Raw genomic sequence first — 12,509 nt, forward strand, 5'->3', positions numbered from 1 at the left:
CATAACGTTATTATAGTTTGTCCGCATTAAATGGCAAAGTGAGGATCACAGGAGCGAAAAACGGTGTTTGAAAACAAGCTGTCAGTCCCCGAAACCTGGCGGAGAAAAGTAACTCTTCTTTCCTGGGCCTTATCTCTTCTCAGGGAAAAGAAAGTCTTCTATTTTGAAACCCTTGCTCCAGGAACAATAAAAGAGAATACCGGAAACTGTTATTTCCTGAAGGACATCGGGATCGGAGAGAAAGTTAAGCTCTGCTACAAAGAAAATATGACATGGATAGACACCGTTTTTTCTACTTTAATCCAGCAGGGATGGTACACAGGATAATGATCCTTTCCCTTTTCGGGGATGAGATTTTACGGGTGGTCATTGGCAAGCCTGGGAATTTTGAATTGGAAAGGGGATACTGATCCATGCTGCAAGCGAGTTGACGTAAGCCTTTCCACCTCCCGATTAACAGGTAGTCCGAAAACTTGCTTTATCCTGTGCTCCTCAAGTAAAGACAAAAAGGTTGGGCTTGGGAAGTCCAGATTTGCCCAGATTAGCTTTAACGAAAGCAAAACTCCTTAAATAGTGGTTTTATGGTAGATTCTATTCATGAAATGATCAGAGCAAGCTTCAGATGCGAGGACATGGTAAAATGTGTGCTCGGGTTGAAAGCTCTTGATATCGAAGCATACAAGGTTTTACTCATGCACGGTTCTACTACAACTGACAGGCTTGGGGAAATTCTTAACAGGGAGAGGAGTACTGCATATCGTTCTCTACAGAATCTCATAACATGTGGAATTGTTTACAGAGAAACGAAATCTATCGAGACTGGGGGACACTATTATGAATACACAGCCATCGAACTCTGGGAAATGAAACAGATAGTAAAAAAGAACGTTGATGAATGGTACTGCCAGATGAACGAAATGGTTGATAAACTGGATGATAAAATATGTGCCCTTATCTTGAGAATGGACAATGAGAAAACACAGATCTAAGAATAGGTTTATTGAGAAATCTTGACTCTATAAAGTCTTTATAAAATCTTAATCCTGTGATATCTTCTGCCTGCTCTTTTCTAATACTTTTTTCAATCAGGTTCCGTAGTCTTCTCTAATATATTTCCATTTTATTTTTTAAACATTATTTATATAGTTCTTTCTCACCTTAATTTCTGATAATAACTTCTCATCTTATTTTCGGAAACAATGATAAAAAAATCCCGCATAATATTGAACATAACTTCTACATTGGACGTGATTTTTTTTATAAAAGACTAAAGCCTGCTAATATTCGGGATTGCTGAGTATTCGGGAGAAACGATTTTTGTGTCGGAAACTAAAGAAGGATTGGACTTACTGGCAGCTGAGACTCTTAGATCCAGATACCTTCGGGAGGGAGAAGAGGACTGGAAAGACGTCTGTGAGAGGGTAGCAAAAGCAGTTGCAACAACCACGGAGGAGTACACTGAATTTTTTAATCTTATGAATAGTAAAGTCTTTCTCCCGAGTTCCCCAACCCTTATGAATGCAGGAACAGCTTCAGGGCAGCTTTCAGCCTGTTTTGTCATACCCGTGGAGGATAGCATAGAAGAAATATTCGATTCTGTCAAGACCGCTGCCCTTATACAGAAGACCGGAGGAGGTACAGGTTTTAATTTCTCAAAAATCAGGCCAGATGGTTCTCCTTCTGCCTCAGGTACCGGTACTGCGAGCGGTCCCGTAGCTTTAATGGGTCTCTTTAATCAGGCAACTGAGATAGTAAAACAGTTCGGGAGAAGAAGAGGCGCCAATATGGGGATACTTGATATTTCTCACAACGATATTATTCCTTTCATCAGAGCAAAACGCACGGAGGGTATTCTGAGTAATTTTAATATCTCTGTAATGATTCCTGATGCTTTCATGAGTCTGGCTGACGAAGGCAGAATGAATGAGATATGGAACTCAAAAACAGGCGCAAAAGTCGGAGAGATATTTTCAGAGGTTGTTGATGGAATCTGGAAAAACGGGGAACCTGGAGTTCTTTTCTATAACCGCATAAACAGGGACAACTTCACCCCTTCACTTGGAGATATCCATGCCACAAACCCCTGTGGAGAGGAACCTCTCCTGCCTTTTGAATCCTGCAATCTGGGTAGCATTAACCTTTCCCTTTTTGTTGAGGACGGGAAAATCAACTGGGACTCTCTCAGGGAAACAGTCGGAAAAGCTGTCCGTTTCCTTGATAATGAAATCGACGTAAATGTCTATCCTGTCCCGAAGATTGGGGAAGCAACCAGAAAGACAAGGAAAATCGGGCTAGGAGTTATGGGTTTTCACGATATGCTTTTGAAACTTGGACTGCCCTATAACTCAACAGAAGCTCTCAAGCTTGCAGAGAAACTTATGGGGCAGATTAACTGGGCTGCGGTCCGGGAGTCAAGAAAACTTGCGGCAGAAAAAGGATCTTTTCCGGAACATGAAAACTCCATATGGAAACTTCCAATGAGAAATGCCACGCTGACCGCAATTGCCCCTACAGGCACCATCAGCATTCTAGCCGGCTGCTCTGCAGGAATTGAGCCTGTTTTCAGCTGGGTTTACAGGCGTACCCGGACGGTGGAAAAAGAATTCATGCTTGTTCACCCGCTCTTTGAGGCACATTTTAAGCCAAAGCTTTCAGAATCAGATTACAGCTGGCTCCTTGAACATGTCTATACTCACGGCACCTTGAAGGACATAAAAAACTCAAAAGTAGTGAGCGGAGAAGAAAAAAGGCTATTCAGGTCAGCCCTTGATATTAGCTGGAAAACTCATATTGACATACAGGCAGCCTTTCAGCGCCACTGCCATGCAGGAATCTCAAAGACTATCAATATGCCTGCAAATACGAAAAAAGAAGATATCGAGAAAGCTTTGATTTATGCGTGGAAGCAGGGGTTAAAAGGACTTACAATTTACAGGACCGGAAGTAGACAGCATGTAGTTCTCAGCTTAAAGAAATCCCAGTTTTAAATTTCTGAAATTTGAGGCCTTAAAATTTAAATTGTCTAACGGGATACTCTGAATTACGGGCTTCGATTGCAGGATAAAATAACTTCTGTTACTATAAGATAAAAATAAGTTTGTTATTAAGCTTTTAAATTTTATTACTAAGTGTTATACCACTGGAATTGCAGTTATCTTACTAAAAATATATATACATTCGCGCCCCCTGATATAGCATGACTGCTGCCCCCAAACATCACCTTGAATTGCTAACCGCTTGCGTTATTTATGGTACTGTCGGAATTTTCATGACATTGCTCGAGGATATGTCTGTAGGATCTATTATCTTCTACAGAGTCCTTTTCGGACTTTCAGCCATATTATGTTACCTTGCAATTACCGGAAATCTCAGTCAGCTTGCCTTGAAACGGAAGAAAAGGTATCTGCTTCTTCTTGGAATTCTATATGTTTCGCAGATGTTTTCCTATTATACTGCAATCCGATATCTGGGGGCTTCTTCTGCTGTCCTTCTTCTGTACACCGACCCTATATACCTTACCTTCCTTGCACCTGTCCTTCTCGGGGAAAAGAATACCGAAAAGACCATTCTTGCTCTTTTCCTGGGCCTGATAGGTGTATTCTACGTAACAAGACCTGAAGGCGGCTTTGAACAGCTTGCGTTTGGAAGCAGCTATCTGAAAGGTGTAATTTTCGGGCTCGTGGGGGGCCTTTTCAGCAGCGGAGTCATAATATCTGTCCGCTATCTCAGAGACGAGTATAACGGCCTTACTCAGCTGGTCTGGCAGAGTGTAATCAGTCTGGTCTTCCTGTCACCTTTCGCAATATCCGTGCCAGGGCAAGTACTCGCTGAAAACCTTTATATCCTGATGCTTTTCGGGATCCTGATTACAGGTGTAGGTGCAGTGTTCTATATAAGAGGGGTTGCAGGTGTAAGTGCAATTACAGGCAGCATTCTTACCCTTCTTGAGCCCGTTTCCTGTATCTTTTTCGACTACACGGTACTGGGAAGCCCGGTGCACAGTGGAATGCTTACAGGTTGCTTCTTTATCCTTGCAGCAGCAGTTGTGGTAAGCCTTGATAACTCTATTTTTCTGAGAAAGCTGATCTTCGGGGAAAAAACGTTCTCGAGCAAAAAGATATCGTTCTGGAAAAAAGAACTCCTAAGGCCACAGGGAAAATAAACCCTCCTTCTTTCTTTTTTTCATTTGTCATTCCCGGTAAAAATCAAGTTCTTAATAAACCCCTTTCCCCGTTTCCAAAAAATATATATCTTCAGTATTTTATTTCTCAAATGTGCCAGTTAAGGGAAACTCTTTCAAGCCTTACTCCGAGGTCATAACAGGTAGCGTTATTTACGGTACCATAGGAGTTTTTCTCGACAGGATCCAGGACATGTCAGTGGGATCCGTTTTATTTTGCCGGCTCTTTTTCGGTTTATGTATGATTTTCTTTTACCTGCTATTGAGTGGAAGTCTGGGGCAGTTAAGGCCAGGCAGGAACAGAAAATACCTTCTCCTGCTGGGTTTCCTTAATGCGGTAACAGGCATATGTTATTTCTCGGCTATAAGGTACAGCGGAATTTCTATTGCTGTACTGCTCCTTTATACAGCTCCCGTATATGTGAATCTGCTTGCTCCTGCAATCCTCGGAGAGAGAAACAGTAGCAAAGGCCTTCTACCTCTTATCCTTTCGGTTTCAGGGGTATTGCTTATTACCCGTCCCGGAGAAGTTCTGGTTAGTCTGAGTACGGGCTCTGATTTTGTTAGAGGCCTGTTCTTCGGCTTGGTCTCAGGGCTTTCTTTCGGCACAACTATAATTATAATCCGTTATCTGAGGCACGACTATACAGGGATCTCCCAGACTTTCTGGCTGACCGGAATAAGTCTTCTCTTTATGCTGCCGTCCGCATTTTTAACCCCGGCTTCGGTCTTCTCCAGGAACTTCAATACTCTGTTTCTCTTTGGTTTGACAATTACCTTTGCTGCCATTCTCTACCTCAGAGGAATTTCAGGCATAAAGGCACAAACAGGCAGCATTCTTGCTCTGCTCGAACCTGTATCAGGAATCTTCTTTGATACAGTGGTCCTTAAAAACCCTATTTATATCTCTACCTTTCTGGGCTGTGTGCTTATCCTTTCAGCGGCTTATCTTGTGAGCAAGAAAGGGAGAGAAAGCAGGAATCTGCCAGCAGATTTCCCGTCAGTACCCTGACCAGCTTTATCAGTTGTATCTTTTTGAAGCAGTGCTATTATCTGGAATAATACAGGCCGTTAATTTTATATAAGTTGTCTGCACCTCTGCCCAAAAGCTCTTTACTTAAGAACCCCTCTATTTTTAATATTAAAGTTCTGAAAACGCAGGAAAAGCATGACAGACAGAAGCCCAATTATAGAGCTTAAGAACCTGACCAAAGTTTACAAAAACGGAGTTGAATTTCGCGCTCTCGACAGTGCAAACCTGAGAATTAAAAAAGGGGAATTTATTGCGATTGTAGGTCCTTCTGGTTCAGGCAAAAGTACACTTATGCATCTCATAGGTCTGCTGGACACGCCCAGTTCAGGAACTCTCCTTATAGACGGTAACGATGTGACAAAAATGTCGGATAAGGAGCGTTCCGGAATGAGAAATAGGATGCTAGGCTTTGTTTTCCAGTACCACCACCTGCTTCCCGATTTCACAGCTCTGGAAAATGTAATGATGCCGCTTTTGATTGCAGGAAAGAGCAGAGAGGAAGCAAAGGTCACTGCCGAAAAACTTCTAAAAGAGGTTGGGCTTGAAGACAGAATGGATCACAGGCCAGGAGAACTTTCCGGAGGGCAGAACCAGAGGGTCGCAGTAGCACGGGCTCTTAGCTGTTCTCCGGCAATTGTGCTCGGAGACGAGCCTACAGGCAATCTTGATACGAAAACAGGAGATTTGATATATGAATTGCTCCGCAGGCTGAACAAAGAATATAATCAGACTTTTATTGTGGTAACCCATAATGAGGAGCTTGCTGGAAAAGCCGATAGAGTTGTCAAAATTATAGATGGAAAAATAACTGATCAGTGAGGGGGAAGTATGGAGTACGCGAAAGGAAGGATAGGAAGGGTCTTTACCGTCAGGGTTGATCACGGGGATGACCTTATTCTGGAACTCATCAAACTTGCAGAACTGGAGAAGATCGAGTCGGCTGTGTTTATGCTGCTTGGTGCGCTGAAGGAAGGAAAACTTGTTGCAGGTCCGAAAGAAAACAGAAGACCCCCGGAACCTGTCTGGACCAGCTTTAATGATGCTCATGAAATTCTCGGGATAGGAGATATTTTCCAGGAGAATGGAAAGCCCAAAATTCATCTTCATGCGGGAACAGCCCGGGGAGACAGTATTAAACTGGGATGCCTGAGAGGTGAAAGTGAAGTTTTTATGGTTGTCGAGGTATTCATTTTCGAGCTGGAAGGAATTTCTGCCAGAAGGGTAATGGATACTGAGCAGGGCTTTGCTCCTGTGAGCTTTATGCAGATCCCTGATCAGGAATAATATTTCCAATAGAGTATGAGTTATAATATGGCTCGGGAATTGAGTAGTTAAAGCTGAAAATGATTTACGGAAAAATCAGATCTGGCAGATTCCCTTACATCCATTTTTAAGAAACTTATTTCGTAAACTTAATTTAAACTTAGTTGCTGTGAGTTTAATTTCCAGTAAACTTAATTTTGCAGGATAATCTCCAGTTCCCTTAGCCTTTTGAGTGCGATTATTTTCTCTTTATTATCTTTTAAAAACTCTTCTTCAAGGATATGTATTATTTGGGGGAACGGTACGGTTAACTGATAGTATTTTACAGGTCTGCCTTTTCCTTTATTCTTCTTTTCAGACCTTTCATCTACCCAGCCTCGATCCCTTAGAGGGCGCATGGCTACACTCACCTCAGGCTGCCTGAGTCCGGAAACAAGTTCGATATGAAGAGATCTGAGTTCCTTGCAGTCTTTTAAACACACGATCGCGGTGGCCTCTGTCCTCGGGAGTCCCAGGCTCTGGAGCATGTCAATAATTGAATACTCTTTTTCGGTTAAATTAACTGGAGAATCTTCGGTCATCGAGAATGAATAATACTTTCAGGTTTATATATTTTATGTAGATAAAATTATTTTTTTAAATAAACTGATTATTGTCAGTAAGTAAAAAAAGCATCTAACCCTAGTAAGGCTTTTTTTCTGGAGTTTTTGTATAAAAGACTGAGGGAACAAATCTCCAGAAAAAAATAAGCTTTGTAGTTCTAACCAAAACCTTTAAAGCAGGTGTTTACAGGAATAAGACACCTCTAAGCAGAAAATAGACTTCCCGGAAGTAAGAATATATGCTCTGCCACAACAGGATATTAAAGTTACTAAAAGCCGGAAATAAGCACCTTCGATAAATGAATACCGGCTTTAAGCGCATTAGCTTTAAGTGCACTAATATCTTCAACTCTTTAAACGGGGAAGACCCGCTCTAAAGATGAAAGAGTCAATTCTTCAAAATAGAACTTCTTAAAAAATGAGACTCCTTAAATATTACTGCCCTGAGATAAACAGGTTGTTGAATGCATGAAAAAAGGGGGTGTCTTCTGTAAGAAGTAAAAGAATAACTCAGGTAAATTTATTCATTTGAACCGGATAAAGAATTAAATACCATTCGGACATGTAACGCTTAGATTAACTGACGCTTAGATTAACTAAAAGTCAAGTTCAAATAACAGAATATATGTATAGATAGTCAGAGATTAGAAAGGGTGAAATTATGTCGTATATCGGTTTACAGCAGGATTCTGGAGAATATAAGATCCAAAAGATACATGCTCGGGAGATCCTGGACTCAAGGGGAAATCCCACAATTGAAGTTGATGTGTTTACACCTAAGGGATTTGGCAGAGCAAGTGTTCCTTCAGGAGCTTCCACAGGTACGAATGAAGCCCTTGAACTGCGCGATGCGGACCCTAACAGGTACGGAGGAAAAGGAGTCCTGACTGCAGTCAAGAACGTAAATACCATTATCCAGAAGGAACTGCTTGGACTTGATGTGCGAAACCAGCGGGAAATCGATGAGCTTATGATCGAACTCGATGAAACCGAAAACAAATCGAACCTCGGAGCAAACTCCATTCTTGGCGTATCCATGGCGGTTGCAAAGGCTGCAGCAGATTCCCTTAACATGCCCCTTTATCGCTATTTCGGCGGTTCTAACGCTTTTACCCTTCCAGTGCCCACAATGAATGTCCTGAACGGAGGCAAACACGCAGGAAACGAGCTTGCAATTCAGGAGTTCATGATTCAGCCCAAAGGTGCTGAAACCTTCTACGAAGCCCTTCAGATCGGGGCTGAGATCTATCATATTCTCGGGAAGTACCTTGAGAAAAAGTATGGACGCTCTTCTACAAATGTAGGCTACGAAGGCGGATATGCTCCTAAAATGAGCGAATCCACAGAAGCCCTTGATGCTCTCGTACACGCAATTGAAGAAGCAGGCTATACCGAGTCCGAAGTCACAATAGGACTTGATGCCGCAGCAACCGAATTCTATGAAGAAGAGTTCTATAATATTGACGGGAAAAAACTGGCTGCCCCTGAACTGCTTGACTACTATGTCGAACTTGTAAATTCCTACCCCATCCTTTCTATCGAAGATCCCTTCTACGAGGAGGCTTTCGAAGACTTTGAAGCCCTTACCAATGAACTCTGGGATACTATCATTGTAGGTGACGACCTCTTTGTTACAAACATTGAAAGGCTTTCAAAAGGTGTGGATATGGGAGCAGCAAATGCCCTTCTTCTCAAAGTTAACCAGATCGGTTCAATCTCCGAGGCTTTTGATGCCGCAAGCATGGCTTCCAGAAACGGCTACACCGTAATCGTAAGCCACCGCTCTGCCGAAACCGAAGACACCACCATTTCAGACCTGGCAGTTGCAATAGGAGCAGAAATGATCAAGACCGGAGCTCCAGCACGTGGCGAGAGGACTGCAAAATACAACCAGCTCCTTAGAATAGAAGAAGATCTGGGTGAAGTTGCACATTATGTGCAGCTCTAATCCTTTTTTTAAGGCAGCTTTCTAACTTTTTTATTCATTTTTAGTTTTTTATTCACTTTGTATCGATTTTCTGATTCTTTCCGATTCTTGGTCGTATCCCCAAGTTATTGAACTGGAACTCTGAAAGTTAATTCCATTAAACTCCATATATGATCAGTTAATTTTTCTGCCATTGCTGGAGTTCTCTGGAATCATTTTTCCTTTTTCAGAGTCAATTTTTAATTTTAGAGAGTCATGAGGCTTTATAAAATATACCATGCCTGAAAGAAATCAAGAGTTTTCTGATGCATTTTCATATTTTTACTAAAATATAAACATAATCCCATATCGTTATCAGTCCTCAGGACGGGGAAGAAGGGTTCATTCATCTTTACAGGCATAAATCTGCTTTGATTGCCGAAAAAAAGGGGCTATAGCCGTATCCCCCCAATATCTGGGTCAGGCTGCTCTGGAATATTGGGACAATGCCGAAAGTGTTTTCCTCCAGGGAGTTGATCCTGCAGCTGAAGAGAGTGTTATCCGGGTTTATTTTTTTCTTTCAAGCGCTGGAGAATCGCGTAAGTAAGGATCTTACTACCGTTTTTAGGATCTTAACGTTGAGCTTCTTCTTTTGCCGCAATGACACCCTGTACAAGTGCTTCGCGCACATTGGGGAAACTGCCATCGATAATAGGCACATGTGTGAGATTAGGTTCTTCGGTTACCTGAAGCATTGATATTTTAGATCCATAACATCGAACTACGGTTCTGACGAACTCGACCCATCCGGTGGCATCCCCACTCTTCGATATGTATGAGAGCGCCAGATTCAGCTCTCTTTCTTTACAAATATCTTAGACCTGATATCTCATTAATTGAACTAGTTAGAAAATAATTGGGCAAATTCAAAAACCCAAAATTTAACTCTTGAATCTTAATTTCTAATAGTCGATCAAATTTATGATCACGGAAGCAGTCCAGAAGACTCTCTATAATTAGAATAAAATAGCTTTTGAGACAGGCTCTTAAACAGATTCTATTTTTTGGTATTTTGGTTTTTAAATAATTCCTATCATTTTCAGCCCCACATAGAACATAAGGAGTACAAAAAGGTGCTTCAGGTACTCGGGATTTACCATATGGGCAATCTCAGCTCCTTTTCTTGCTGCAAGAAAACCGGGTACTGCCAATAAAACCCAGTTAAGAAGATTAATATATCCTACGGAATAAGGAGGAAGTTCAGGCTGACCCCAGCCGTTAACTATATACCCCAGTGATCCTCCCAAAGATGTAAAAATTATTACTGCAGCTGAGGTTCCTATGGCTTTCAGCATATCAAAATGCAGGAAGATCAGCATAATTGGAATTCCGATTACTCCTCCTCCTATCCCGAGAAGTCCTGAAAAAAAGCCTATAAGAATACCGGCAAGAACATAAGAGAGTTTGTTGGAGCTTATTTCTTTTTTTTCACTTACAGCCGGTGTTGTATAAGTTCTGAGTGCTCCCAGTATGACCACGACCCCAAAAATTGTGCTCAGTACGGATGCAGGGAGATAAGAAGCAACTGCTGCACCCCCAAAGCTGGCAGCTGACCCAAAAACACCCATCAGTGTTGCTTGCCTCCAGAGTACTGCCTGTTTTTTCTGGTACTTTAAGGTAACACTTATGGCATTTAAAAGGACCACAAAAAGGCTTGTCCCGAGAGCCACTCTTATAGCCAGATCGGGGTCAAGTCCCGTTTCCTGCAAAAGCCAGTACTGGACAGGGAATATGATAAAGCCTCCTCCCACACCCAGAAGGCCTGAAATAGTGCCTGTAAAGGCGCCTGTGAGAAGGAGGATTCCAATGTAAAGGGGTTCTGCAGGAGTCATTTCCAGAGTCTGTTTTTGTCTATTTTCCAGTTCTTTTATTTGGCATGAAAGTGCTTTTAAGTACTTTCATTTTTTTGGGCCTGTTATTCGAAGAGTTTCATGTTCGTTTTCTGGGTTTAAGGACAGGTTTCAGATTTCCTTTTACATGAAATTTGGAGCTCATTTAAGTTAACAATATCGTGCTGAAAATACGCAGTGCTGCCACTGATAGTAATATGGAAAAACCCTGAACTTGCAGAAAGGTCGTACTTGAAAGGATAAATCATGGATTAAGAGGGGGATCGTTTTTCTTAAATAATTTGCCCCTGAAAGCCTGTCTATCTCTTTCTTCAGGATATCTGAGTATTTCTCTTCATCCAAGTTGTCTAGAGTGCTTGTGATATAAACAATATCTGCATATTCAAGCTATTTACTTATTTTAAAACAGGATCTCTATCTTAGTTTTCATCCCATTCCCTGCGTAACAAATATTTAAAATGAGTTATAAGTTATTAGCCAGAAGTAGGTTTACAAATTATTTATCTTTACAAAGCATCTGTTACAACTATTCATAGCAACAATACCGGGTTTATAACTTATTTGTCACAACCAGGCTAAAGAGGCACTTTTATGATCAAAATCGAGTTACACGGCACATACAACATTTACTATGCAATCAAAGGCATGCGAAACCCCATGAATTCCTGGCATCTGATGGACAGCAGTGAGCCCGATCAGGCAGGAAACTGCACACTCGGGGAAAAGGACCTTAACCTGGCCCAGCGCCTGACCCTTGCAGGAAACGAACACGGCAAGTTTCTGAGGTTCATTACAGTCTGCTTTGACCTCACGGCTCCCCTCTACTGGTGGAAAGAGTTTGATACTTATAAATTTACGGAAAAGAATTCAACCTCAACAATGCACAAGCTGACAAGTAGAGACCTTGCTCCTCACGATTTTTCCTTTGACACGATAACGGAATACAGGAACGCCCAGATCCGGCACCTCAATGATCTTATCAAAGCCTACAAATCCCGCGAGGGAGACAGTGAAGAGGACAACGCTTACCGAAAAGCAGTCTTTCGGGAACTTGTCCAGGATCTTCCGAGCGCTTACATGCAGAAAAGGACAGTCACAACGAACTACGCCGAGCTTAGGAACATTTACTTCCAGCGCCGCCACCACAAGCTTGATGAGTGGAGGGATTTCTGCGGCTGGATGAAAGAGAAACTTCCTTATGCTGAAGAGCTTATCTGCGTGGAAAAGGATGAAAACGAAAATTAAAAGATAATATTTAAAAAACAGTCACATACAGGGTTTTAAAAACCCTGTTTTTTTTTCAAGTTCTTTTAAACCCCTTTTTCTCCAACTCTTTTTACTAAAAGACGGAAAATAATTACGCTGCAATGTCAAAAGGATAAACTTCATTCCATCTATCACCAGTAATCGAACTTATCCCTCCTTCTTCTAACCTCATCTGCATTATGTCCCCTTCCAATCTGATTGTTATGAGGTCTCCACTTTCGTAATAATCACATTTGACAGAAGAAGAATTTCCATAGTGCAGGATGGCAGTACCGCAGTCATACAAAACGAGATAGTCATTTCCTGATTGGAATTTTCGTTTCATGTGTGGGTCTCCGTTATTTAGAAA

General features: G+C 41.7%; 13 protein-coding genes. 9 read left to right on the forward strand and 4 right to left on the reverse strand.

Annotation, left to right across the window (positions count from 1 at the left end):
• Window positions 1–63: 63 nt before the first annotated feature.
• The 7 genes from MSHOH_RS09785 (at window position 64) to MSHOH_RS09815 (ending at window position 6,497) form a co-directional block, all read left to right on the forward strand.
• A complete protein-coding gene (locus MSHOH_RS09785; protein WP_048139271.1) occupies window positions 64–327 on the forward strand; it encodes a hypothetical protein in 264 nt (87 codons plus the stop codon).
• A 254-nt stretch (window positions 328–581) separates the two neighbouring features.
• The gene (locus tag MSHOH_RS09790) at window positions 582–989 is read left to right on the forward strand and encodes a helix-turn-helix domain-containing protein (RefSeq protein ID WP_048139272.1); all 408 of its coding nucleotides are present in this window, start codon (window positions 582–584) and stop codon (window positions 987–989) included.
• A gap of 330 nt (window positions 990–1,319) precedes the next feature.
• Window positions 1,320–2,987 (forward strand): adenosylcobalamin-dependent ribonucleoside-diphosphate reductase, encoded by a 1,668-nt coding sequence (locus tag MSHOH_RS09795; protein ID WP_048139273.1) that lies wholly within the window; start codon window positions 1,320–1,322, stop codon window positions 2,985–2,987.
• Window positions 2,988–3,196: 209 nt separating this feature from the next.
• Complete coding sequence (locus tag MSHOH_RS09800) at window positions 3,197–4,162, forward strand: DMT family transporter (protein ID WP_048139274.1); 966 nt, start codon at window positions 3,197–3,199, stop codon at window positions 4,160–4,162.
• A 112-nt stretch (window positions 4,163–4,274) separates the two neighbouring features.
• Window positions 4,275–5,192 carry a DMT family transporter gene (locus tag MSHOH_RS09805; RefSeq protein ID WP_048139276.1) on the forward strand — a complete coding sequence of 306 codons (918 nt, stop codon included), beginning with the start codon at window positions 4,275–4,277 and terminating at the stop codon, window positions 5,190–5,192.
• A gap of 156 nt (window positions 5,193–5,348) precedes the next feature.
• Window positions 5,349–6,032, forward strand: coding sequence for an ABC transporter ATP-binding protein (locus MSHOH_RS09810; protein WP_048139277.1), 684 nt, complete (start codon window positions 5,349–5,351; stop codon window positions 6,030–6,032).
• A 9-nt stretch (window positions 6,033–6,041) separates the two neighbouring features.
• Window positions 6,042–6,497, forward strand: coding sequence for a PPC domain-containing DNA-binding protein (locus MSHOH_RS09815; RefSeq protein WP_048139278.1), 456 nt, complete (start codon window positions 6,042–6,044; stop codon window positions 6,495–6,497).
• 170 nt (window positions 6,498–6,667) lie between these two features.
• Here the strand turns inward: MSHOH_RS09815 and MSHOH_RS09820 are convergent, their stop codons facing one another.
• Window positions 6,668–7,057 carry a transcriptional regulator gene (locus MSHOH_RS09820; RefSeq protein WP_048139280.1) on the reverse strand — a complete coding sequence of 130 codons (390 nt, stop codon included), beginning with the start codon at window positions 7,055–7,057 and terminating at the stop codon, window positions 6,668–6,670.
• A 682-nt stretch (window positions 7,058–7,739) separates the two neighbouring features.
• Between MSHOH_RS09820 and eno the strand changes: the two genes are divergently transcribed.
• Window positions 7,740–9,026 carry a phosphopyruvate hydratase gene (gene eno, locus MSHOH_RS09825; protein ID WP_048139282.1) on the forward strand — a complete coding sequence of 429 codons (1,287 nt, stop codon included), beginning with the start codon at window positions 7,740–7,742 and terminating at the stop codon, window positions 9,024–9,026.
• Between the two features lie 590 nt (window positions 9,027–9,616).
• Here eno and MSHOH_RS25630 read toward each other — a convergent pair.
• Together MSHOH_RS25630 and MSHOH_RS09830 are read right to left on the reverse strand one after the other, a co-directional pair.
• The gene (locus MSHOH_RS25630) at window positions 9,617–9,739 is read right to left on the reverse strand and encodes a hypothetical protein (RefSeq protein WP_269850390.1); all 123 of its coding nucleotides are present in this window, start codon (window positions 9,737–9,739) and stop codon (window positions 9,617–9,619) included.
• Between the two features lie 324 nt (window positions 9,740–10,063).
• Entirely contained in the window at window positions 10,064–10,876 is an 813-nt protein-coding gene (locus tag MSHOH_RS09830; protein WP_048139284.1) for a sulfite exporter TauE/SafE family protein, read from the reverse strand.
• Between the two features lie 609 nt (window positions 10,877–11,485).
• Between MSHOH_RS09830 and MSHOH_RS09835 the strand changes: the two genes are divergently transcribed.
• Window positions 11,486–12,139 carry a hypothetical protein gene (locus MSHOH_RS09835; protein ID WP_048139285.1) on the forward strand — a complete coding sequence of 218 codons (654 nt, stop codon included), beginning with the start codon at window positions 11,486–11,488 and terminating at the stop codon, window positions 12,137–12,139.
• 112 nt (window positions 12,140–12,251) lie between these two features.
• Here MSHOH_RS09835 and MSHOH_RS09840 read toward each other — a convergent pair whose 3' ends face one another.
• Complete coding sequence (locus MSHOH_RS09840; RefSeq protein WP_048139286.1) at window positions 12,252–12,485, reverse strand: hypothetical protein; 234 nt, start codon at window positions 12,483–12,485, stop codon at window positions 12,252–12,254.
• Window positions 12,486–12,509: the final 24 nt, after the last annotated feature.

The organism is Methanosarcina horonobensis HB-1 = JCM 15518 (genome assembly GCF_000970285.1).
In the GTDB taxonomy this organism is placed as follows: Archaea; Halobacteriota; Methanosarcinia; order Methanosarcinales; family Methanosarcinaceae; genus Methanosarcina; species Methanosarcina horonobensis.